This is a genomic window from Rhizobium sp. NLR16a (assembly GCF_017948245.1).
Taxonomy (GTDB): Bacteria; Pseudomonadota; Alphaproteobacteria; order Rhizobiales; family Rhizobiaceae; genus Rhizobium.
In genome coordinates, this window is sequence record NZ_CP072865.1 from 1,681,259 (window position 1) to 1,700,534 (window position 19,276).

Annotated in this window: 26 protein-coding genes, 1 tRNA gene and 1 pseudogene; 18 read left to right on the forward strand and 10 right to left on the reverse strand. The window is 59.4% G+C overall.

Going from position 1 to position 19,276, the window contains the following annotated elements; all coding sequences use genetic code 11:
* Positions 1-6: 6 nt before the first annotated feature.
* Together J7U39_RS08055 and J7U39_RS08060 are read right to left on the reverse strand one after the other, a co-directional pair.
* The gene (locus J7U39_RS08055; protein WP_184459645.1) at positions 7-231 is read right to left on the reverse strand and encodes an alkylphosphonate utilization protein; all 225 of its coding nucleotides are present in this window, start codon (positions 229-231) and stop codon (positions 7-9) included.
* Positions 232-286: 55 nt separating this feature from the next.
* Positions 287-1,216: a LysR family transcriptional regulator gene (locus tag J7U39_RS08060; protein WP_210631267.1), complete on the reverse strand. Its 930-nt coding sequence runs from the start codon at positions 1,214-1,216 to the stop codon at positions 287-289.
* 139 nt (positions 1,217-1,355) lie between these two features.
* Here J7U39_RS08060 and J7U39_RS08065 point away from each other — a divergent pair, with 139 nt between their 5' ends.
* Positions 1,356-2,768 (forward strand): MFS transporter, encoded by a 1,413-nt coding sequence (locus J7U39_RS08065; protein WP_210631268.1) that lies wholly within the window; start codon positions 1,356-1,358, stop codon positions 2,766-2,768.
* 260 nt (positions 2,769-3,028) lie between these two features.
* Here J7U39_RS08065 and J7U39_RS08070 read toward each other — a convergent pair whose 3' ends face one another.
* Positions 3,029-3,715, reverse strand: coding sequence for a TetR/AcrR family transcriptional regulator C-terminal domain-containing protein (locus J7U39_RS08070; protein ID WP_210631269.1), 687 nt, complete (start codon positions 3,713-3,715; stop codon positions 3,029-3,031).
* A gap of 198 nt (positions 3,716-3,913) precedes the next feature.
* On the opposite strand from J7U39_RS08070, the gene J7U39_RS08075 reads away from it, so the two are divergent.
* Positions 3,914-4,402: a RidA family protein gene (locus J7U39_RS08075; protein WP_210631270.1), complete on the forward strand. Its 489-nt coding sequence runs from the start codon at positions 3,914-3,916 to the stop codon at positions 4,400-4,402.
* A 47-nt stretch (positions 4,403-4,449) separates the two neighbouring features.
* On the opposite strand, the gene J7U39_RS08080 is transcribed toward J7U39_RS08075, so the two are convergent.
* The 3 genes from J7U39_RS08080 to J7U39_RS08090 form a co-directional block, all read right to left on the reverse strand.
* Positions 4,450-4,539 (reverse strand) — tRNA-Ser (locus J7U39_RS08080).
* Positions 4,540-4,616: 77 nt separating this feature from the next.
* Entirely contained in the window at positions 4,617-5,807 is a 1,191-nt protein-coding gene (locus J7U39_RS08085) for a site-specific integrase (RefSeq protein ID WP_210631271.1), read from the reverse strand.
* Complete coding sequence (locus J7U39_RS08090; RefSeq protein ID WP_210631272.1) at positions 5,804-6,367, reverse strand: hypothetical protein; 564 nt, start codon at positions 6,365-6,367, stop codon at positions 5,804-5,806. Before J7U39_RS08090 ends, J7U39_RS08085 begins: the two co-directional genes overlap by 4 nt.
* A gap of 104 nt (positions 6,368-6,471) precedes the next feature.
* Between J7U39_RS08090 and J7U39_RS08095 the strand changes: the two genes are divergently transcribed.
* The 7 genes from J7U39_RS08095 to J7U39_RS08125 all read left to right on the forward strand — a co-directional run bounded on the left by J7U39_RS08095 (position 6,472) and on the right by J7U39_RS08125 (position 9,873).
* Entirely contained in the window at positions 6,472-6,684 is a 213-nt protein-coding gene (locus J7U39_RS08095) for a hypothetical protein (RefSeq protein ID WP_210631273.1), read from the forward strand.
* 49 nt (positions 6,685-6,733) lie between these two features.
* Positions 6,734-7,468 carry a hypothetical protein gene (locus tag J7U39_RS08100; RefSeq protein ID WP_210631274.1) on the forward strand — a complete coding sequence of 245 codons (735 nt, stop codon included), beginning with the start codon at positions 6,734-6,736 and terminating at the stop codon, positions 7,466-7,468.
* A 151-nt stretch (positions 7,469-7,619) separates the two neighbouring features.
* On the forward strand, positions 7,620-7,973 hold the full coding sequence (locus J7U39_RS08105; RefSeq protein ID WP_210631275.1) for a hypothetical protein: 354 nt from the start codon (positions 7,620-7,622) through the stop codon (positions 7,971-7,973).
* Positions 7,966-8,343 (forward strand): hypothetical protein, encoded by a 378-nt coding sequence (locus tag J7U39_RS08110; RefSeq protein WP_210631276.1) that lies wholly within the window; start codon positions 7,966-7,968, stop codon positions 8,341-8,343. The genes J7U39_RS08105 and J7U39_RS08110 overlap by 8 nt, the downstream gene beginning before the upstream one ends.
* A complete protein-coding gene (locus J7U39_RS08115; protein ID WP_210631277.1) occupies positions 8,343-8,768 on the forward strand; it encodes a hypothetical protein in 426 nt (141 codons plus the stop codon). The genes J7U39_RS08110 and J7U39_RS08115 overlap by 1 nt, the downstream gene beginning before the upstream one ends.
* Entirely contained in the window at positions 8,768-9,154 is a 387-nt protein-coding gene (locus J7U39_RS08120) for a hypothetical protein (RefSeq protein ID WP_210631278.1), read from the forward strand. Before J7U39_RS08115 ends, J7U39_RS08120 begins: the two co-directional genes overlap by 1 nt.
* A gap of 2 nt (positions 9,155-9,156) precedes the next feature.
* Positions 9,157-9,873, forward strand: coding sequence for a transcription termination/antitermination NusG family protein (locus tag J7U39_RS08125; protein WP_247241755.1), 717 nt, complete (start codon positions 9,157-9,159; stop codon positions 9,871-9,873).
* A gap of 136 nt (positions 9,874-10,009) precedes the next feature.
* Here J7U39_RS08125 and J7U39_RS08130 read toward each other — a convergent pair whose 3' ends face one another.
* The 4 genes from J7U39_RS08130 to J7U39_RS08145 all read right to left on the reverse strand — a co-directional run bounded on the left by J7U39_RS08130 (position 10,010) and on the right by J7U39_RS08145 (position 10,968).
* A complete protein-coding gene (locus tag J7U39_RS08130; protein WP_210631280.1) occupies positions 10,010-10,246 on the reverse strand; it encodes a hypothetical protein in 237 nt (78 codons plus the stop codon).
* A 76-nt stretch (positions 10,247-10,322) separates the two neighbouring features.
* Positions 10,323-10,457, reverse strand: coding sequence for a YHYH domain-containing protein (locus J7U39_RS08135; protein ID WP_210631281.1), 135 nt, complete (start codon positions 10,455-10,457; stop codon positions 10,323-10,325).
* A gap of 105 nt (positions 10,458-10,562) precedes the next feature.
* Positions 10,563-10,772, reverse strand: coding sequence for a hypothetical protein (locus tag J7U39_RS08140; protein WP_247241765.1), 210 nt, complete (start codon positions 10,770-10,772; stop codon positions 10,563-10,565).
* Between the two features lie 13 nt (positions 10,773-10,785).
* On the reverse strand, positions 10,786-10,968 hold the full coding sequence (locus J7U39_RS08145) for a DUF3606 domain-containing protein (RefSeq protein WP_210631282.1): 183 nt from the start codon (positions 10,966-10,968) through the stop codon (positions 10,786-10,788).
* A gap of 119 nt (positions 10,969-11,087) precedes the next feature.
* On the opposite strand from J7U39_RS08145, the gene J7U39_RS08150 reads away from it, so the two are divergent.
* The 9 genes and pseudogenes from J7U39_RS08150 to J7U39_RS08190 all read left to right on the forward strand — a co-directional run bounded on the left by J7U39_RS08150 (position 11,088) and on the right by J7U39_RS08190 (position 19,265).
* A complete protein-coding gene (locus J7U39_RS08150) occupies positions 11,088-11,555 on the forward strand; it encodes a terminase small subunit protein (protein ID WP_210631624.1) in 468 nt (155 codons plus the stop codon).
* Positions 11,521-13,092: a terminase gene (locus J7U39_RS08155; protein WP_210631283.1), complete on the forward strand. Its 1,572-nt coding sequence runs from the start codon at positions 11,521-11,523 to the stop codon at positions 13,090-13,092. The genes J7U39_RS08150 and J7U39_RS08155 overlap by 35 nt, the downstream gene beginning before the upstream one ends.
* Positions 13,092-15,209: a hypothetical protein gene (locus J7U39_RS08160; RefSeq protein ID WP_210631284.1), complete on the forward strand. Its 2,118-nt coding sequence runs from the start codon at positions 13,092-13,094 to the stop codon at positions 15,207-15,209. Before J7U39_RS08155 ends, J7U39_RS08160 begins: the two co-directional genes overlap by 1 nt.
* The gene (locus J7U39_RS08165; RefSeq protein ID WP_210631285.1) at positions 15,202-15,429 is read left to right on the forward strand and encodes a hypothetical protein; all 228 of its coding nucleotides are present in this window, start codon (positions 15,202-15,204) and stop codon (positions 15,427-15,429) included. The genes J7U39_RS08160 and J7U39_RS08165 overlap by 8 nt, the downstream gene beginning before the upstream one ends.
* Positions 15,426-15,736: pseudogene (locus tag J7U39_RS08170) on the forward strand (hypothetical protein). The gene J7U39_RS08165 and the pseudogene J7U39_RS08170 overlap by 4 nt, the downstream one beginning before the upstream one ends.
* Before the next feature lie 35 nt (positions 15,737-15,771).
* On the forward strand, positions 15,772-16,839 hold the full coding sequence (locus J7U39_RS08175) for a hypothetical protein (protein ID WP_210631286.1): 1,068 nt from the start codon (positions 15,772-15,774) through the stop codon (positions 16,837-16,839).
* A 16-nt stretch (positions 16,840-16,855) separates the two neighbouring features.
* Positions 16,856-17,827 (forward strand): phage major capsid protein, encoded by a 972-nt coding sequence (locus tag J7U39_RS08180; RefSeq protein WP_210631287.1) that lies wholly within the window; start codon positions 16,856-16,858, stop codon positions 17,825-17,827.
* A 21-nt stretch (positions 17,828-17,848) separates the two neighbouring features.
* Positions 17,849-18,634, forward strand: a complete 786-nt coding sequence (locus J7U39_RS08185; protein WP_210631288.1) for a hypothetical protein — start codon at positions 17,849-17,851, stop codon at positions 18,632-18,634.
* Between the two features lie 67 nt (positions 18,635-18,701).
* Positions 18,702-19,265, forward strand: coding sequence for a hypothetical protein (locus J7U39_RS08190; RefSeq protein WP_210631289.1), 564 nt, complete (start codon positions 18,702-18,704; stop codon positions 19,263-19,265).
* The last annotated feature ends 11 nt before the right edge of the window (positions 19,266-19,276 follow it).

Genomic DNA, 19,276 nt, shown 5'->3' on the forward strand with positions numbered 1-19,276 from the left:
TAGATCCTACGCCTTCTTCAGGAACTCCGTTTTCAGCACGAGGCCTTTGACCTGCTTGGTGTTGCACTCGATCTCGCCGGGATTGTCGGTCAGGCGAATGCCTTTGACCAAGGTCCCACGCTTCAGCGTCTCCGAGGTGCCCTTGACCTTGAGGTCTTTGATCAACGTCACGGAATCGCCGTCGTGAAGCTGGGTTCCGTTGCTGTCCTTTACAATAATGTCTTCGGCCATGATATCCTCGCTTGGTGATGCGGGAGGGGAAATCACGACGACAGGGGAGAGTCAATCACCAGTCCCGTCCCGTCCGATCTCGTTCTCCTGCCTCCGCGGCTGAACAGACCTCACGAACACAGCTGCGCAGCCAGCGATGCGCGGGATCGGCATCCATCCTCGGGTGCCAAAGCAACGAAACCGTGAGCTCCGGCGTCGGAACGGGAAGGGGGAAACTGTGCATTCCCGCCCGCAAGGCCGCCGTGTGGCGTTCAGGAACGCTGGCGACCAGGTCCGAGGCGCGGGCGAGCGCCAGTGCCGTGGAAAAGCCGCCGACGACGGTGGCGACCTGCCGTTCCAGCCCGAGCGCATTCAGAGCGTCGTCGATCGCTCCTTTGTCGAACCCGCGCCGCGAGACCGCAATATGGCCGCCGGCCGCGTAACGGGAGGGCGTGATCTCATCGCGGCAAAGCGGGTGGCCGGTGCGCACGACGCCGATGAAGCGGTCGCGGAACAAGGCCTGCGCCCGCACCTCCGGTCCCATCGTCTCGCCGACGACACCGGTTTCCAGATCGACGCTTCCGTCACGCAACGGCGCGCTGTCCTTGTCCGGTTTCTGCATGAAGCGCAGCCGCACGCCAGGGGCTTGCTTGCCGAGGCGAGCGATGAGATCGGGGCCGAAGCTTTCGGCAAAACCTTCGCTGGCGCGCAGCGTGAATGTCCGGACGAGCCGACCGAGATCAAGCGCTTCGGCAGGACGCAGAACCGCCCGAGCATCCTCGACGATGCGGCCGACCCGCTCGCGCAGCTCGAGCGCCCGGGGTGTCGGAACCAGGCCGCGGCCGGCACGCACCAGCAGCGGATCGCCCGTGGCCTCGCGCAATCGCGCCAGCGCCCGGCTCATGGCCGATGGGCTGAGCCGCAGCCTCGCGGCCGCACGGGCGACGCTGCCTTCGGCGAGCAAGACATCAAGGGTGACAAGCAGGTTGAGGTCAGGAGTCAACATGCATGCGGTATAACATGATTTCAGAGTGATATGGCGCCAGCCGCATGAATGAAGTGCAAATGCTGCGCATTCCGCCATGCCAGTTGCGGGACTAGGGTTCGATGGCTCCCTTTCAAGGAGCTTGAACATGGAGGTCCTGTTGAAACCGATCATTGCAGAACAGGGGGAGGCAGTCGCCGAACGCCCCTATTCCGTCCGCTGGGGACTCGCCAGCCTTTGCCTTTCGATGCTGCTGCCATCGCTCGGCACCAGCAGCGCCAATATTGGTCTGCCGGCCCTGGCGCAGGCTTTCGGCGGCTCCTTCCAGGAGGTGCAGTGGATCGTGCTGGCCTATCTTCTTGCCATCACCACCCTCATCGTCAGCGTCGGGCGGCTTGGCGACATGACCGGCCGCAGACGGCTTCTGCTCATCGGCATCCTGCTCTTTACGCTGGCCTCCGTCATCTGCGGGGTTGCGCCGGCGCTCTGGCTGATGATCGCCGGGCGGGCGCTGCAGGGTCTCGGCGCAGCGATCATGATGGCCCTCACCATAGCTTTTGTCGGCGAAACGGTGCCGAAGGCGAGGACCGGCAGCGCCATGGGGCTGCTCGCAACCATGTCGGCGATCGGCACTGCTCTCGGCCCGTCGCTGGGCGGCGCTCTGATTGCCGGGTTCGGCTGGCCCGCGATCTTTCTCGTCAACGTGCCGCTCGGCATCGTTGCCTTCACCCTCGCCTATTGTTTTCTGCCTGCCGACGTCAACATGGGGAAGATGAAGCGCGCCGGTTTCGACATGGCAGGCACCTTGCTGCTTGCCCTGGCGCTCTTCGCCTATGCGCTGGCGATGACGACCGGGCGGGGCAGCTTTGGAATGCTGAATCTCTCCCTGCTGGCGGCGGCTTTTTTCGGGGCCGGTCTCTTCGTCTTCGCCGAGAGGAAAGCCTCATCACCACTGATCCGGCCGGCGGTGTTTCGCAATGCAGCGCTGAGCGCAAGCCTGGTCATGAACGCGCTCATCTCGACGGTGATGATGGCGACGCTGGTGGTCGGCCCGTTTTATCTCTCCCGTGCGCTCGGGCTCAGCGAGGCCGCCGTTGGCGCCGTCATGTCGATTGGCCCCGTCATCTCCATCCTTGCTGGAGTCCCGGCCGGTCGCCTGGTCGATCGTCTGGACGCGCCGTTCGTGATCGCGGCAGGCCTCATCGCGATGGCCGCTGGCGCCATCGCACTCGCCATGCTTCCCGGAATGATCGGCTACATCGCCGCCATCGCCATCCTGACGCCCGGCTATCAGCTGTTCCAAGCGGCCAACAACACCGCCGTCATGGCGGATGTCGGCCCTGACCAGCGCGGCGTCATCTCGGGCGCGCTCAGCCTGTCGCGCAATCTCGGGCTGATTACCGGCGCTTCCGTCATGGGTGCGGTATTCGCGCGAGCATCGGGAACATCGGATGTCGCCGTGGCAGGCCCCGAGGCCATTCACTCAGGGATGCAGATCACCTTTGCCGTCGCAGCCATGGCGATCGCCGCAGCACTCGCCATCGCCACCGTGACTTACCGCCGCGGCGGCTGACGCAGAGCGCCGTCGAGACTGAGACCAAGGTCCGATCCGACCCGGACTTCATGCCGATACCAAACCCTCGATCGCTGCAATAGGTTTTCGTGGCGGGACGAATCTGCGGAGTTTAGCGGTGACCAAAATCTTCGTTGTGGGGTTGATACTGACGCCGGTTATTTTCTGGGGTTCCATCGGCGCGCTGATATATTCGATGTTGTCGTGAGCGGATGTTTTCTGACCGAGCTTGCCGATCAATTCGGGAGCTGAGCCCTGGTTCATCGGCTCGGAACAAGCCCGTCAAGCAGGAAGTCCAGGCCTTTCCTGAAAACGCCGTCCCAGTCATTGTCCAACAGCAGACGAGCACGCTCGATCGTCGGATATTCTTCGCTGAAATGAGCAAGACGCTGCTGCCCGGCGAGCATGTCTTCGTCCGAAAGGTCGAAGTTCGCACGAGTGATGGTCGCGCCCATAACATAATTCCAGAGCGACCATATCGCACCGTTCAAATCCGCCTCCTCGACACCGGCTCCGGATAAGACCCTGCCCAGCAGTTCCAGGCGACCGAGGATGTTCGGGCCGAGCGCCCGGCGCGGCAACAGCGACGCCGACCAGGGATGGCGCAGCATGCTGGCGCGCCAGTCTTCAAGCATGTGAAAGACCGCCTGACGCCAGTCCGGCGATTCGATCGTTTGCGATGGTCCACGATATTCGAGCACCGAGTCGAGCGCGAGATCAAAAACCTCCTCTTTGTTGGCGACGTGCCAATAAAGGCTCATCGCGCCCGAGCCGAGGCGATCGGCCAGCCGACGCATTTTCAATCCGTCGACACCTTCGGCGTCCAGCAGTTCAACCGCGCTCGCTACGATCCGGTCGAGCGAAAGAGGCGGTTCCTGTGCGGAGGGGACCGGGGCAGCTTTCCGGTGAGGCCGTTTATCCTGAGTGCCGTCGCGTTTGGCTGCCATGTGTCTTTCCTAAAAAGATCGGGTCATCGATTTAAGCCGGCGCAGCGACGGATGTCGATCCTCTCCAGTTGACTCGTACAATGTACGATGCGATGGAATCGTACGCTGTACGAGTCGCTCGGTTGCCGAAGAGTTAAAGGCGCAATCCAGCAGGCGGCGAGGGTCGTTCCTCGCAGTCCTCACGCCGGAAAGGACATCATGTCACATGCAATCAAACATCTGCTTATCGGAGGGCTGATCATCATGACCACAGGAATTCCCAACGCGACGACGGCGAATGAGGGTGACCTCAAGCTGACCATCGTCAATCCAAAAAACCTCCACGATCCGACGCCGAATGGCTATAGCACGGCGGTGATCGTCCCCCGCGGCGCCCGGTTGGCCTACATCTCCGGACAGGGTGGCCAGGACAGCACGGGAGCCTTGTCGCCGGACTTCGCCGTTCAGGTGAAGCAGGCCTACGCAAATTTGCGCAGTGCGCTTGATGGGCTCGGGGCAAGGCCGGATCAGGTCGCCAAACTGACGATCTTCGTGGTCGATCACGATCTGTCCAAGCTCGAGGTGCTGACGAGGAACGTCAAAGACATGTTTGGCGACGCACTCCCGGCCCAGACCCTTGTCCCCGTTCCCAAACTTGCAATCGATCCGATGCTGTTCGAAGTCGAAGCCGTCGTCATGCTTGAATAGTGGCTGCGACTGATCCGGCCGGCTGGTCTGATGGAGAAAATTGCAGGTGGCGGAAGAGGTGGGATTCGAACCCACGGTACGGTTTCCCGCACGCCGGTTTTCAAGACCGGTTCCTTAAACCACTCGGACACTCTTCCATCTATTTGAAAAGGTTAGGCAATCAACATTCTATTGACTGCCCGAAACCGGCGTTTGCTACCGATTTGCTACCCAATCACTCGACGGCTGGCTTTTTAGCAGCTTTGATGGCAGCGTCAACTTGTTCTGCAGCATTCGCCTGCATCCCGGGCATCACGTGAGAGTAGAGATCAAGCGTGATGCCGATCGTGGAATGGCCAAGGCGCTCGCTGGCAATCTTTGGGTGCACGCCGGCGGCGAGCAACTGCGTAGCGTGCGAATGCCGGAGGTCGTGAAACCGGATGCGGGGCAGGGATGTTTTCGCCAACAGACGAGTCCACTCGTGGGTCAGCGATACCGGTTTAAGCGGGCTGCCCTCGATCTGAGCGATGATAAAAGAGTTCTCATCCGGCCGAATGCCAATTTTCAATTGCTCCTCAGCCTGGGAAAGCCTGTGACGCTTTAGTTCCTCCAGCACTGTAGAGGACAGCGCTACAGATCGCGACTTTCCTGATTTTGTCTCCTTATACCGGACGAGTGTACCAACCTGCTCAGCGCTTTCACGAATGGCGACCGTCCCGTTAGCGAAATCAACATCACGCCAACGAAGGGCAACAATCTCGCCGCGCCTGAGCCCGCACAAGGCCGCAAGAAGCGCGGCCATGAACACGCGACTCTTACGAAGCTCATCAAGCATTACGCCGGTCTGCGAGGCGTTGAATGCCTCCATTGGCTTCTTCTCAACCTTCGGCGGCTTGGTGAGGGCCACCGGGTTCTTTTTGAGGAGATCCCATTTCACGGCCTGTTCGAATGCCGAGAGCATAACGCGGCGGCAGTGGTGCACCGTTCGTGGTGACAGACCTTTCTTTTCCTCGACCGTGGGCGAGGTGGCTGCCCGGCGTTTCTTCGGCCGACGACCGCTTTCAAGCAACGTTGTCCAACATCCGTCTATGCGGGCTGGTGTCAGCTTGTTCATGATAACGCTGCCAATCACCGGAGCCACGTTTTTGAGAAGCAATTCCTCATACCGTTGATGTGTCTTAGGCGAGACGTTTGCCTTTTCATGAGCGAGCCATCGGATCATGTATTCGCGGACGGTCGTTTTTGCCGGTTCGATATAACTTCCGCCGTCCAATTCGGCTACAAGGCGAGCGCATTCAGTTTCGGCTTGCCGTTTCGTTCCGTGAAACTTGTGCCACTTTCGCCGGCGCTTACCGGTCTCTGGGTCGGGCACATCGAGCACAATCGCCCATTTACCCGGTGAGCGTTCACGAATGTGGCCTTTCATTTCCGCTCCTCTCGCTGTGCTCGGATCTCATCACGACGCTTGCGCCAGTATTTTATCTGCACCTCACGCGACGCACCTATTGCCTGTAGCACCGCCTCGTTGGGAACCTCCGATGTTGCCTCCTCGTCAGCGAGCCTTACTGCGTCTGCGAATTCCTCATTGTTGGTAAATTGGGCGATCTCGACCAGTAGGTGAAACCAGTTGTCTTGCGCTTCTATCTGACGGTTAAACGCGAAATTCACAGCATCGAAGAGCCGGCTCGCGATCTCCCGATCAACTTTGTATTGGTCCGCTTCAGCTTCGACCGACAATGTGGCGAAAACTTCTTCCGGGATCTCGATTGCTGCCGAAGTCATATCGAGCACCTCAGCCACATCAGCTGTGATCTTCGGTAGAGCGCGCGTTGTGCGAAGGCCAATCTGGACAAGGCGCCGGATCGCCTCTGATTTCGATGGAACGCCGTTTTCGTGCTGCCATTGCTCAATCGCATGAAGCTCGTCCTCAGTAATAACCATCTGCAAGCGTTTGCTCTCGCTGTCGCCGAGCTTCGGTCGCGCCATAACGCATAACTCCACATTTTTTGGGAAACATACACACGAAACGTTGCAGGTCAATCCAAAACAGGCTAGAGAGGTTTCGTGTGTATGTTTGTCATGAATGGAACATGAACATGACTCTTGAGGAAGCCCTGACAAAGCCCACGATCTCAGTGCCTGATGCCGGGCGGCTGTTTTTCGGGCTCGCGCGCAACGCGGCCTATGACGCTGCGAAGGCCGGTGATTTTCAAACCATCCGGATCGGTGGCCGCATCGTCGTGCCAGTCGCACCATTGGCTGAAAAGCTCGGACTTCGTATTCGGATCGGAGCCGCGGCATGAAAGCTACCAACGCCGGTGACAACTTCGGGTCCTCCGGGATGGGGTCCGAATGAGAAAGTTTGCATCTATTCCGCCACGAATTTGGCAGTCTGATCTCAAGCCGGTGCGAGGTAACTTAGAAGCACTCGCTGTGCATTACCACCTGACAACGTCCGGGCATGCCAACATGCTCGGGCTCTACTATGTGCCCGTCGCTTACATTGCGCACGAAATCGGCTGCCCTCAAGAAGGGGCATCGAAGGGGCTTCTTGACCTTATTGAAGCGAAGATTTGCTCCTACGATTTCCAGCGCGAACTCGTGTGGGTGCACGAGATGGCCGCAGACCAGATAGCGCCTCAGCTTTCACCGAAAGATAAACGCGTCAAGGGCGTGGCGGATCAACTGGCAATGCTACCCATCTGCCCAATTACATTAGGTTTTTACCAGCGGTATCGCGTTCCTTTCCATTTGTACGATGAGCGAAATCTCGAAGAATTCGAGCTGTTGATGCCAGACGAAGTGGAAGCCCCTTCGAAGGCCCTTCGAAGCAAGGAGAAGGAGAAGGACCTAGAAGAAAGAGAAGGACCATCTGGCTTTGGAGGGCGAGAAAATTCTGAGAAGACGTCAGAAAAGATGTTCATTCCATTCCCAATACCGAAGTCATCAGCGGACGGCCGGACATTTCTGCTCAACCAAGGCGTTCCACGTGATCAGGTCGACACCTGCCTCCGGAACCTGCTCGGGGGCAATTTCACACCATACGACCTTGAAGGCATTCTGACTGACGCGAGGAGCGCGGCGTGACCCAGTTGCCACCATTTATCCGAGACCCGTCCCAGTTGCCGGCCAACGTTATCGACGTCATGCCGGCCATCATCCGTAAGATCGCCTCTGAAGTTATTTGGCCGCCAACGCCGAAAGCCGGCGAGGTTGTCCGCCTGGGAAGGAAAGTCGCATGACGAAGCTGTCATTCAATACCGATGAGACTCCGACGCCCGAGTCGAAAGCGGACATTGTTGCCGAGATGATCCGCTTTATGGCGCTGCGCATGGAGCCGGTGGGTTTCGGAACGATCCTCGCTCACCTGATGGAAGTTTTCGACGCGCCTGAGGAGGACATTGGGTCTGAGGTGCAGCGTGCATACTTCACGCTACTTCGGGCGGGTCTCCTTACATCAAACGACTATGACCCTGTGAACTCGGCGGCCGTCATCCGGGTCTGCACCGTCGCTCAGCCGAGCATATCCCTAACTGACTTCATCTGGGACGAGCCCGAGTGGAGCGAAGATTCGGAGCTTTCCAATGACTGAGGTCCGTAAGCTTACCGAGAAAGAAGCCTATTTTTTTCTCGACTTCGTCGGGTTCCGTATCTTCGGTTGGAACCTCGTTGACCGCAAGAAGCATCACCCGAACAGCAACGCTGCGAAGGCAGTCGATAAGCGCTTCCGCGACATCATCGGAAGCCAGCCCAGTGTCGACGACTTCGTCGAAGCCGCAATGAACGGCAAGCCGGTCCATCTGCTTTGGCCAGTCGAGATGCAGGATGAGGTCAAGCGCGCAATTCAAAGCGAGGTACCTCTCACCATTAATGAGCCTACCAGCGATGAGTTCATTCGCAGCATGCGCGAAGGTGGGCGAACAGATTGGGTCATTCCGGACTTCATCAAGGAGATTCGGTGATGACCCAGATCCTCAATGTCACCAGAAACGATGACGGCCAATATGAAATCACCGACCAGCGCGGGAAGGTCGTCTCTGGCCCGTATGACACGAACGCTGCGGCCTGGTCGGCGCTCGACCGGATCGATCACGAAACGATCCCCGCCAAGCCTCGCAGCAACAAGAAAGTTCTCTGGGGCAAGCCGGAGCCTGCGAAGCGCAAAAGCAAAAAGGTGAGCAAGAGGCAGGCGGCCAGAGACGAGCACCGGATGAAGGTCAATGCCGCAAAGGCGCCTGGCTGGGTGCGATCGGTCGCGGCCGCCAAGTTCGACCCAGCCGGCGAGCGCAGTTATCGAGATCACCGTCTCGGGACGTTCGGCGCCGCCTCGGAAGTGAAGCGCATCGATCCGGCCATGTATCTAGCCGAGAAGGCGAGGGGTAAGTGATGGTCGACGAACTTCCAGAAGATGTGCAGCAGCGCATGATGGAGAAGCTGCTCGGCAAGGTGAATGCCGAGCGGATCAAGACGGCGACGAGGGGCTTCCGGCCCACGCCTGTCATCGTCGCCTACGAGTACTATCAGCTGCCAAAGGAGCTCTTTAGGAACTGGCGAATCGATCGCATCGAGAACGGCCGAAAGGATCAGCACCTCGCAAACTTGGACAGGGAGGCCTGCCTCATTGAGGTCGAAGCACTTCGTCGCAAGGGTTTCACCGTCAGGCAGGTGCCGATTGGTCTTGAGCCTACGAAGGCCCAACGCGAACAAGCCCGCTCCGCCGGCCAGAAACGCCGCAGATCAATCATGGACAAGCTGAAGGATATTAAGATTTGAACATGCAGACCCTCAATCGCGCCTTCAACCCTTACAAGGAAGATCAGTTGGCGAAAGAGACGCGGGCCGAGGAACTCCGGTTTCGAAAGGTTCGCCAAGATGAAGGCAAGGCGGGCGAGTGGAAGCCCGCGGCCGATCTTTGGTTTGCGGTCAAGGCAGCGCCAGGGTCCCAGCGCTCACCGTCGGCGCCGGTCAATGATGACAGGTCCCCATGTCTGAGCCTTATCGAGCGCAACCTTTCCAACGCTGGGTTCGAACACTTCATGCCGACCTACCGAATCGTCGTGAAGCATCATCGAAATAAGAAGCTGATCGAGCGGCGCTTCCCGATCTTCACGGGCTATGTGTTCGTCAACCTCCCGACACAACGGTTCGCGCCGGTCGAGGCTGTTGAAGGTGTCGGTAAACTCCTGAAGTACCGCCGGACCTGCGGCGACGCTCCCGAGCCGTTCAGCTTCCCGCAAGAGGTGATTGACCGACTCCGCTACATGGTCTGGGAAGAAGACCAGAAGTACCTGCTGGAGAAGGCCTTACGGATGCGGCAGGAGGAAGTGAATCGCGAGATGGCGGAGATCAAGAAGGCTGCCTCGAGAACCAGCCGCAAGATCCGGCACGCCCAGTACTCCGAGTTGGCCGGTGGCTTGACCCGGAGCCTTCGGGTGCCTTCATCTCGCGCTTTGGTTATGCAAACGATGGATCAGTTGTTGAAATTGGGCTGATCTGCTTGCAAACGCATAACTATATGGTAATATCTGCGCACTGATTTGGTGGACGTACAGTGCGCAGAGCGCCGGTCCACGCGGATAAGCAGCAATCCGCACGATGGAAGAAATGCGCTCATTGGAGAGATCGGCATTAGACGCCACCATCTCCGGCAGTGTCGGCGATTTTAGCATCTGTTATCTCGACGGCCCTCTTCATGACATCGAGATGGCGCTTGCATCTCTCGATGTGAGCTGTGGTGATATCCACCTCTCCATCAGGTCCCTTCTGCGAGATCCGGAACGTTGGGTTTTCAGTGATGAAGTTAAGATTATCTTCGATCTCGCCGATGACCTTCAGCTGCTCTTCGCGATAGGCTTTGAGATCCATGAGGTTTCTCCTGATTGAGTGCGTCGGCGCCGGCCGTGATCAGATCGGCGCCGGACATTAATGCGCCTGTCAAATCTCAATGGCAGTGATAGTCACCAGTCTTGTGATTGGTATGGCAGCCATTTTTATCGAGGCCGCCGCCATGGGCGAAAGCGCTGGCTGAAGACAATGCGAGTACGGTCGCTGCGAGAGCGATTCTGAAGACTTTCATTGGTTGATCCCCTCAACTGAATTTACATCTTCTAGTAAATCACGCGCGCAGCTAGAAGTCGAATCAATTTCAACTTAGGCGTCGCATCCTCCGTGCAATAGTTAATCAGCTATCTCTCGGTTTAGAGCTGCCGCGTCGTGCAATCTCTCGGTCAATTCTCGCTGCCAGTTCCGGGAAGACCTCCCGAAACGGCCGAGCCATAGCCAACTCTTCGTCGGTGAGTTCCGGGTTGTCTGGATCCGAAGCGATCAGCATCTGGACTTCGGCCTCTTCCTCATCGGTTAAGGGGCGGGTCAACGGATACTTGCTCGTCATGGTGATCTCCCGGCTATTTCTTGTGCTGCTCCGCGAGTTCGTTTGCCTTGTCTCTGTTGTTCCCAGCCTTCTTGATGATGTCCTTTGCTTGGTCAACCGTCAGGCCGTGCTTCCGCCGGAAATAGCTCAGTTCATAAGGTTGCTCCGCTGAGACTCTTTTGCGGTCCTGCTTCAGTGCTTTCTTATTGTCGGCCATTCCATCCTCCTGTGGTTGCTTGGCTCTCCCTCAAATGAATTTGCGCAGATCAGCCGAAAGGCAAGTGCGCTTCACGTAATGCATGCAACGTGACCACCAGCCGATCAGAAGGCAGGACCATGACAGGCAGACCTACAAAATTCACACAGTCTCTGGCAGACAGCATCTGCGCACGTATCGCTGATGGCGAAAGTCTCCGCTCTATCTGCCGTGATGAAGCGATGCCGGCGAAATCGACTGTCCTCGCTTGGCTGGCTGATGACGAGAAGTCCGCTTTCCGGACCAAGTATGCGCAGGCGCGCGAGATCCAGGCTGACGGCTTCGTCGACGAGATGATCGAGATTGCCGACGACGGTTCGAACGACTGGATGGAGCGGAGTTTCGGCGAAGAAACGCGCTGGGTCGAAAATGGCGAGGCGCTTCGCCGCTCACAGCTCCGGATCGCCACTCGTCAGTGGATTGCGGAGAAGCTGAAGCCGAAGAAGTACGGCTCGAAGGTCGAGCTTGAACATGGCGTGACCAGCGGTGTCGCTGAGTTGTTGGATGCGATCAATGGCCGGACGCGCGGACTTCCAAACGGCGGTTGATCAGTTCTCGGACTGGCGCTGGCGGCTGAACAACCTCTACTGGATCACGGATAAGGGCGGGAAGCGCGTCAAGTTCGAAATGAACTGGGCGCAGATGACGTTCTTCGAGCAGATGCATTATCTGAACGTGTTGCTCAAGGCACGTCAGCTCGGCCTGACCACATTCATCCAGATCTTCATGCTGGACGCCTGTGTGTTCAACAAGGATATCCGCGCCGGCACCATCGCCCACACGTTGGGGGATGCGCAGACCATCTTTCGGGACAAGGTGAAATTTCCGTACGACAGCTTGCCCGAGGGCATTCGCGCCGCGGTGCCGATCGTCAGAGACAATACGAGCGAACTGCTGCTGGCGAACAATTCGAGCATTCGTGTTGGCACGTCTCTTCGATCGGGAACGCTCCAGTACCTGCATATCTCCGAATACGGGAAGCTCTGCGCCAAATATCCGGAGAAGGCGAGGGAAGTCCGGACCGGCGCACTCAACACGGTTCAGGCCGGGCAACTGGTCTTCATCGAAAGCACTGCCGAGGGGCAGGAGGGGCATTTCTACAATCTCTGCGAAGATGCCCAGGTTAAGCATCGGCAGGCTGCGGCGTTGACCCCGCTGGATTTCAAGTTCCACTTCTTCCCGTGGTGGAAAGAGCCGCAATATTCGATTGCGCCGGAAGGCGTCATCATCACCGACGCGTTTGCCAAGTATTTTCACGGTCTGGCCGATCAGGGCATCGATCTGACGGCCGGTCAAAAGGCCTGGTATGTGAAGAAGGCCGAGACGCAACTCGGCGACATGAAGCGGGAATATCCCTCAACGCCAGCGGAAGCATTCGAGGCAAGTGTCGAGGGCGCCTATTATGCCGACCAGATGGCGATTGTGGATGCTGAGGAGCGCATTGGCGTCTTCCCGCATGTGCCGGGCTATCCGGTACACACCATTTCCGACATCGGCATGGATGATACTAACAGCGTATGGCTGTTTCAGGTGCTGCCGAGCCGAGTTCGGATGATCGGCTATTTCGAGCACACCGGCACGGGCATGGATGGAATGCTCGACGAGCTGGAGCGTCGCGCCAAAGAGAACGGTTACGTCTACGGCGTCCACAACATGCCGCACGATATCCGCGTGAGGGAGTGGACGCGCGGCGGCATGACCCGCATCGAGATCATGCTGCAGGAGGTCAAGGCGCGAAACCTCGGTACCGTTCGAAAGGTCGAGCGAGCCTATGTGCATGACCGCATCAACGGCACCCGGCGCATCCTGGCAAAGGTCGAGTTCGACCAGGCCGGATGCAGCCAAGGGATCAAATGCCTGCGGAACTACCGCAAAGAATGGGATGAAGACCTCGGCGTATTCCGCGACGAGCCGCTGCACAACTGGGCATCGCACGGGGCCGACGCCTTCGGCGGATTGGCAATCATCTTCACCGGTCTCGCAGCCGAACCGCTGAAACCCGAACCGAAGCCGCTGTCGACGTTCCAGACAATGACGTTCAACGATTTCGTCAACGCCACACCGACTTATAGCGAGCACGTTTGATGGATGTAGAAGCCACGACATTGCCGGCCGGTGACCAGTATGACCTGGTGAAGGTCGGCGGGCACTGGCAGCAGGAGATCGAGCGGGCGCAGCGCTATTTCAAATCCTGGGTGGATCGCTGCGCCAAGATCGAGAAGATTTACCTGCAGCAGGCGGATCAGCAGAGCGCAAAGCGCCGGTTCCCGATGCTTTGGGCCAATGTCTCGGTCCTGCAGCCGGCCGTCTATGCCAGGGTTCCGCAGCCCGTCGTCGAGCGCCGCTTCAAGGACTCGCAACCGGTGGCCCGCATGGGCTCGGAACTGGTGGAGCGTAACCTTGCTTTCACGGCTGACGACGCCGATCTGGATTCAGTTATGCGGTCGGTGCGCGATGACTTCCTGTTGTGCGCCCGCGGCACGGTATGGCTGCGCTATGAGGCGGATTTCGAACCGCTGGATATGGGTGTAGAGCCGTCCGATGCACCGGGAATGCCGGATGATGTCTCTCCCATGGAGCAGATTACCGACGAGCGAGTGTGCATCGACTACGTGCACTGGTCGGACTTCCTGCATTCGCCAGCTCGGCGGTGGAAGGATGTGACATGGGTGGCTCGTCGTGTCTCGATGACCGATGAGGAGTTCGACAAGCGGTTTCCCGATGGACGAGATTCGCTTGCCAAGGACGGCGCCGGCTCCAACCACGGCACGAACCAGACGGAACGGGCCCAGAACGAGGGCAAGATTTATGTCTGGGAGATCTGGTGCAAGAGCGAGAACTACACGGTCTGGATCGCCGATGGTTGCCCCGCCGCGCTGGAGGTATCGGAACCACCACTGAGGCTGAAGGGCTTCTGGCCTTGCCCGCGGCCGGCATTCGGCACGCTCTCGACCGGCTCGCTCATACCGGTGCCTGATTACGTCTACTACCAGGGCCAGTGCGACGAGATCGACATCCTCACCAAGCGCATCAACAAGCTGACCGATCAGCTGCGCCTGAAGATTTTCTATCCCTCAGGGGATGGCTCAGTATCGCCGGCAATCGAAAAGGCGATGCGGCCGGAGAACGACACGGTCATGGTTCCCATCCCGGAGTGGGCGGCATTCACGGACAAGGGCGGCTCAAAGGCCATCGTCACATTGCCGATCGACGATGTGCAGAAGGTCATCGTTGCCTGCATCGAGGCGCGCAAGCAGCTCATTGAGGATGTCTACCAGATCACCGGCATATCGGACATCGTGCGCGGCGATACTCAAGCCTCTGAGACGGCGACGGCGCAGCGCATCAAAAGCCAATGGGGATCCATCCGCATCAGGGACCGCCAGGCTGAGCTTGCCCGCTTCGCCCGTGACGTTGTGGCAATTGCCGGCGAGATCATCTGCGATCAGTTCCAGCCGGAAACTCTTATGCTCGTCTCGGGTATCCAGTTGCTGACGACGGCGCAGAAGCAGCAGATCCAACTGCAGATGCAGCAGGCTCAGATGGCCGCCCAGCAGGCCGCGATGCGCGCGCAGCAGATGGGCCAGCCGGCGCCTCCTCAACCACCGCAACCGCCTATTCCGCCTGAGTTGGCGCAGATGATGCAGCAGCCTTCGATCGATGACGTTATTCAGCTTCTTCGCAATGACAGCGTGCGCGGCTTTCGGATCGACATCGAGACGGATTCGACAATTGAACCGGACGAGGATGCAGAGAAGCAGCGCCGCATGGAGTTCGTGCAGATGGTTGGCGGCTTCATGCAGCAGGCCGGCGCCATTGCGCAACAGACGCCGATGCTTGTTCCTGTGATGGTCGAGACGTTGTTGTTTGCAGCGCGTGGCTTCCGTGCCGGCCGTCAGCTCGAAAACACACTTGAGCAGGTAGGGGCACAGCTTGCTCAGGCAGCGACGGCACCAAAACAGCCACCGGAACCAACACCGGAGCAGATGATCGATCTGAAAACGGCGCAGGTAAAGGCCGGGGCCGAGGAGCGGAAAGCCCAGCTCGGGGTCGCCCAGGCCGAAATCGAGCATCGTACAACAGTCGAGCAGGCACGCGGCGATATGGCGATGCAAGCCATGCAGCATTTCCAGGCCGCTCAGCAGCCGCCATCCGCGCCGCAACAGCCTTCCTACCAGTTAGCGAGGTTAGACCATGAGTAACGAAGCCGCCGCGAGCCAGCCAGTCGAAAGCGTTTATGCGGAAGCCCTCGGGCATCTCGGCGAAGTCGTCAAGCTGGCGCGAAGCCTGACCGATGATCAATTCAGCCGGTTGGTTCAGCATGCGAAAGCGCACTTGGAAGCGTCCGAGACGATAGAGCAGTTGATGCTTCTGAGCTGGCTTCGTTGCGAGTTGTCTCATCCATCGAGGAAGGCAGCATGAGGGAGCGCTATTGCCGCGTCTGTGGTGGCTGGCACCAACTCGACGCGTGGCCGCATAACTGCATGCCGGTGAAGAACTTGGCGCAGTCGGATCTGCCGGCGCCGCATTTCGTCAGCGACAGCATCGAAATCCAGTCGATGCATGACGGCAAGCACTACACCTCGAAGCAAAGCTGCGTTCCGCTTATCGGGCCGCGGGCGTGGTCGAGATTGGCAATGAGAAGCCGCAGCCGATCGAGAAGCCGAAGACGGATCGGAAAGCGATTCGCAACGAACTGCGGCGGGTTTACGCCGAATACAACGCCTGAACGGGCATCAATCCCCGAAATAGGAACCCTTTGACATGGAAGACATGATCAACGATGCCGGCAACGGCAGCGAAGACCTCGGCACGACTACCGATAAGCCGTTGAGCATCCGCGATAGCCTTAAGGCCGCGATCGACAGCACGGAAACAGCGCCGGCCAACGGCGCCGATCGCCAGCGTGACGAGCACGGCCGTTTTGCTCCGAAGGATCAGGACAAAACCGGTCAGCAGGCCGCGGCGGCCCCGAAGGCAGCCCAGGCGGACGCGGCCGCAAGCGCCACTCCTGCCGCTCAGCAGCCAGCCGCAACACAGGAGCAGCAGCCGACGGGCTCGTCGCACCGTGTTCCGCCCGGCTGGTCAGCGGAAGCAAAGGCGCATTTCGGTGCGCTGCCCGCGGAGGTCCAGGCCGCCATTTCGAAGCGCGAGCAGGAAGTCGATAACGGATTTCGTGTGCTTCAGGACTATAAGGGTCTCGAGGAATTCACCCCGATCGTACGCCAGGCCGGAACCACCCACGCCGAGGTGATGCGCAAGGCGATCGACTGGGAACGGGCCCTGCAGCAGGATCCGATCAACACCGTCATTCACGTCGCCAAAGTGGCCGGCGTTAATCTTCAGGCCCTTGTCGCCGGTCAACAGGACCAAATCCTGCAGCGCCGGCCGCAACAGCCTCAGCCACAGCCTACGCCTCAGCCCGTCAACGTCGAGGCAACGGTTGAACAGGTACTCCGGAAAAGGGACACGCAAACTCAAGTCGAAGCGTTCCTTTCCGATCCGGCAAATGTGCACGCCGAAGCCGTGCTTGACGACATGGTCGCCCTCATCAGCGCGGGGCGCGCATCGTCACTCAAGGACGCCTACGACGCCGCATGCTGGATGCGCCCCGATATTCGTCAGCAGCTGATCAGCCAGGCTGCGCCGGCGAACCAAGTTCAAGACCAGAATACCCAGAAGGCCGCAGCGGCAGATCAAGCCCGCCGCGCTTCGCGATCCATCTCTGGCTCCTCCGCGCCTGGGCCAACCCAAGGAGCGGCGGCCGCTCAACCAACCTCCATCCGTGACTCGCTACGCAGCGCTCTTCATGCTGCGCGCGGTCAGGTTTGATCAAAGGACATGATCAATGGTTTCACCCAACCTTTCTGAAATCGTAACGACTACCCTGCGCAATCGCAGCGGTGTCGTTGCTGACGATGTCACGAAGAACAACGGTCTTCTGACTCGTCTCAACAGCCGCGGCCGCAAGAAGCCCGTTTCCGGCGGCCGCACCATCGTCCAGGAACTTCAGTATCAGGAAAACAGCACGTTCAAGCGCTATTCCGGCTACGAAATCCTGAACGTGCAGCCGTCCGACGTCATCACCGCTGCCGAATACGACTATAAGCAGGCTGCGGTCGCCGTCTCCATGTCCGGTCTGGAGCAGCTCCAGAATTCCGGCGAAGACGCGGTCCTCGACCTGCTCGAGCAGCGCATCGAGAACGCCGAGACGACGTTGAAGAACAACATCGCGCTCGACTGCTATTCCGACGGCACGGCCGATGGCGGCAAGCAGATCGGCGGCCTTCAGTTGCTGATTTCGACGTCGCCGACTTCGGGCACTGTCGGCGGCATTAACCGTGCGACCTGGGGCTTTTGGCGGAACGCGAAGTTTTCAGCCTCGGCGGACGGCGGCGCCGCAGCATCCACAACGAACATCCAGTCCTACATGAACCGGCTTTACATGAGCTGCGTTCGCGGCCCGGATGCTCCGGATCTAATCATCGGCGACAACAACTACTTCCGCCTCTACTGGGAATCGCTGCAGGCAATTCAGCGCATCACCTCGGCGGACAAGGGCATGGCGGGCTTCCAGTCGCTGCAGTACATGGGCGCCGACGTGATCTTCGACGGTGGTTTCGGCGGTGGCGCACCGCTGAACCAGATGTTCTTCCTGAACACCAAATACCTGTTCTACCGCCCGCACCGCGACCGCGACATGGCGCCGATCGGCGATGAGCGCATGAACACCAACCAGGATGCCTTCGTCCAGCTCATGGGCTTCGCGGGCAACCTCACCATGAACAACGCCTTCCTGCAGGGCGTCCTGTTCGCCTGATCGTCACGAGGAGAAGCAAACATGTCGATCGCAACGTCCCAGACCGATCGCCTTGGCGCGAACCCGTTCGTCGTCGAAGGCCCGATCGTTGCCGGCTCCGGTATTCCGGGTCCGAATTTCTCCCTCGGCGCCACCGCCCTGGGCGCGAAGGAAGCGGAATGGGTCTATTGCAAGCTCGTCCTTGCATCGACCACCACGCTTCAGCCTGGCCAGTGGTTCCAGTGGGACCGCGACTATACCGCAACGCTTCTGACCACCGCAGCGGCCGTCGTCGGATATCGCTGCGGCGTCTTCGCCGGGGCAAGCCAGTCCCCGGCACAGTCGGGCGGTCCGGCACAGGCGATCAGCCTTGCTGCCGGTACCTATTACATCTGGCTGCAGCGCAATGGTCAGGCGCCGGCAATGGTGTCGACGGCAACGGCGGCTCTCGTTGTCGCTGAAACCACCGCGACCGCCGGTCTCGCGAATGCCCCTGCATCCGCCACCGCCACGACGAAGGCAATCGCCAACGTCAGCTTCCAGGCAGCCAACCAGACCTTCACAGCCACGACCGTCAACGGTTCGCCGGTTCTGTCGGCTCTGGGAAGCGTCAGCCCGGAAGGCGGCCCGTTCATCGGCGCTGCCATCTCCGGTACCGGCATTCCCGGTTCCACTACCATCAGCGGGATCACCTATGGCCCCTCGGGCACGATCCAGAGCATCACCATGTCCGCCAACGCGACCGCCAATGGCACCGCCATCACGGTCACGGCAACGGGCGTGCTCGAAGCAACGCTGATGCGGCCCTTCCTGTCGAAGGTGAACTAACCCTGACCAACGGCGGGCGCTTCGGCGCCCGTTTCCCCTTTCCCGCCATCAACAGCGAGCAATCACCATGACCGATAATAAGGGCGTCTACGCCTCTTTCAGCATTGAGCCCGTCGAGCAGCCTTTCCTCACCGAACAGGAAGGACGCCCGATTTTCAAGGACACCGAGTTCGTCACAATCTTCATCGCCGGGGACAAGCACACCGAAGTCCACCGCGTCGCGACCGATCACGACAAGGAGCGTTTCTCGGAAGCCTATAGACGCTTCAAGGAAGGCGCTGCTGCGCGCGAACAACTCGTCGGCACACCGCTTGCTCAGTGGCCTTACCTCAAGGTCAGCCAGGTCAAGGAGCTTGAGGGCATCAACGTCTACAGCGTCGAGCAGCTTGCGGCGCTCTCTGATACTGCCAAGCAGAAGATCGGCATGGGCGCAAACGAACTCGTTGCTGCTGCTCAAGCGTTTCTCGCAACAGCCAAGGACGCCAGCGCTGCATCTGCATTCGCCGCGGAGAACGAACGGCTCAAGAACGACGTGCAGCGCCTCCAGGCGCAGATCGACGAAATGGGCAAACGTTTCGATGCCATGGCGAAAGAGCAGGGCGGCTCCGGCCGTCGCAGTGCAGCCGCTTAAACGGGAGATCC

Excerpts from the sequence above, each read along its gene's own strand:
- J7U39_RS08055 (WP_184459645.1), bottom strand. The coding sequence starts at position 231 with ATGGCCGAAGACATTATTGTAAAGGACAGCAACGGAACCCAGCTTCAC.
- J7U39_RS08060 (WP_210631267.1), bottom strand. The coding sequence starts at position 1,216 with ATGTTGACTCCTGACCTCAACCTGCTTGTCACCCTTGATGTCTTGCTC.
- J7U39_RS08070 (WP_210631269.1), bottom strand. The coding sequence starts at position 3,715 with ATGGCAGCCAAACGCGACGGCACTCAGGATAAACGGCCTCACCGGAAA.
- J7U39_RS08075 (WP_210631270.1), top strand. The coding sequence starts at position 3,914 with ATGTCACATGCAATCAAACATCTGCTTATCGGAGGGCTGATCATCATG.
- J7U39_RS08085 (WP_210631271.1), bottom strand. The coding sequence starts at position 5,807 with ATGAAAGGCCACATTCGTGAACGCTCACCGGGTAAATGGGCGATTGTG.
- J7U39_RS08090 (WP_210631272.1), bottom strand. The coding sequence starts at position 6,367 with ATGGCGCGACCGAAGCTCGGCGACAGCGAGAGCAAACGCTTGCAGATG.
- J7U39_RS08095 (WP_210631273.1), top strand. The coding sequence starts at position 6,472 with ATGAACATGACTCTTGAGGAAGCCCTGACAAAGCCCACGATCTCAGTG.
- J7U39_RS08100 (WP_210631274.1), top strand. The coding sequence starts at position 6,734 with ATGAGAAAGTTTGCATCTATTCCGCCACGAATTTGGCAGTCTGATCTC.
- J7U39_RS08105 (WP_210631275.1), top strand. The coding sequence starts at position 7,620 with ATGACGAAGCTGTCATTCAATACCGATGAGACTCCGACGCCCGAGTCG.
- J7U39_RS08110 (WP_210631276.1), top strand. The coding sequence starts at position 7,966 with ATGACTGAGGTCCGTAAGCTTACCGAGAAAGAAGCCTATTTTTTTCTC.
- J7U39_RS08115 (WP_210631277.1), top strand. The coding sequence starts at position 8,343 with ATGACCCAGATCCTCAATGTCACCAGAAACGATGACGGCCAATATGAA.
- J7U39_RS08120 (WP_210631278.1), top strand. The coding sequence starts at position 8,768 with ATGGTCGACGAACTTCCAGAAGATGTGCAGCAGCGCATGATGGAGAAG.
- J7U39_RS08125 (WP_247241755.1), top strand. The coding sequence starts at position 9,157 with ATGCAGACCCTCAATCGCGCCTTCAACCCTTACAAGGAAGATCAGTTG.
- J7U39_RS08130 (WP_210631280.1), bottom strand. The coding sequence starts at position 10,246 with ATGGATCTCAAAGCCTATCGCGAAGAGCAGCTGAAGGTCATCGGCGAG.
- J7U39_RS08135 (WP_210631281.1), bottom strand. The coding sequence starts at position 10,457 with ATGAAAGTCTTCAGAATCGCTCTCGCAGCGACCGTACTCGCATTGTCT.
- J7U39_RS08140 (WP_247241765.1), bottom strand. The coding sequence starts at position 10,772 with ATGACGAGCAAGTATCCGTTGACCCGCCCCTTAACCGATGAGGAAGAG.
- J7U39_RS08145 (WP_210631282.1), bottom strand. The coding sequence starts at position 10,968 with ATGGCCGACAATAAGAAAGCACTGAAGCAGGACCGCAAAAGAGTCTCA.
- J7U39_RS08150 (WP_210631624.1), top strand. The coding sequence starts at position 11,088 with ATGACAGGCAGACCTACAAAATTCACACAGTCTCTGGCAGACAGCATC.
- J7U39_RS08155 (WP_210631283.1), top strand. The coding sequence starts at position 11,521 with ATGGCCGGACGCGCGGACTTCCAAACGGCGGTTGATCAGTTCTCGGAC.
- J7U39_RS08160 (WP_210631284.1), top strand. The coding sequence starts at position 13,092 with ATGGATGTAGAAGCCACGACATTGCCGGCCGGTGACCAGTATGACCTG.
- J7U39_RS08165 (WP_210631285.1), top strand. The coding sequence starts at position 15,202 with ATGAGTAACGAAGCCGCCGCGAGCCAGCCAGTCGAAAGCGTTTATGCG.
- J7U39_RS08175 (WP_210631286.1), top strand. The coding sequence starts at position 15,772 with ATGGAAGACATGATCAACGATGCCGGCAACGGCAGCGAAGACCTCGGC.
- J7U39_RS08180 (WP_210631287.1), top strand. The coding sequence starts at position 16,856 with ATGGTTTCACCCAACCTTTCTGAAATCGTAACGACTACCCTGCGCAAT.
- J7U39_RS08185 (WP_210631288.1), top strand. The coding sequence starts at position 17,849 with ATGTCGATCGCAACGTCCCAGACCGATCGCCTTGGCGCGAACCCGTTC.
- J7U39_RS08190 (WP_210631289.1), top strand. The coding sequence starts at position 18,702 with ATGACCGATAATAAGGGCGTCTACGCCTCTTTCAGCATTGAGCCCGTC.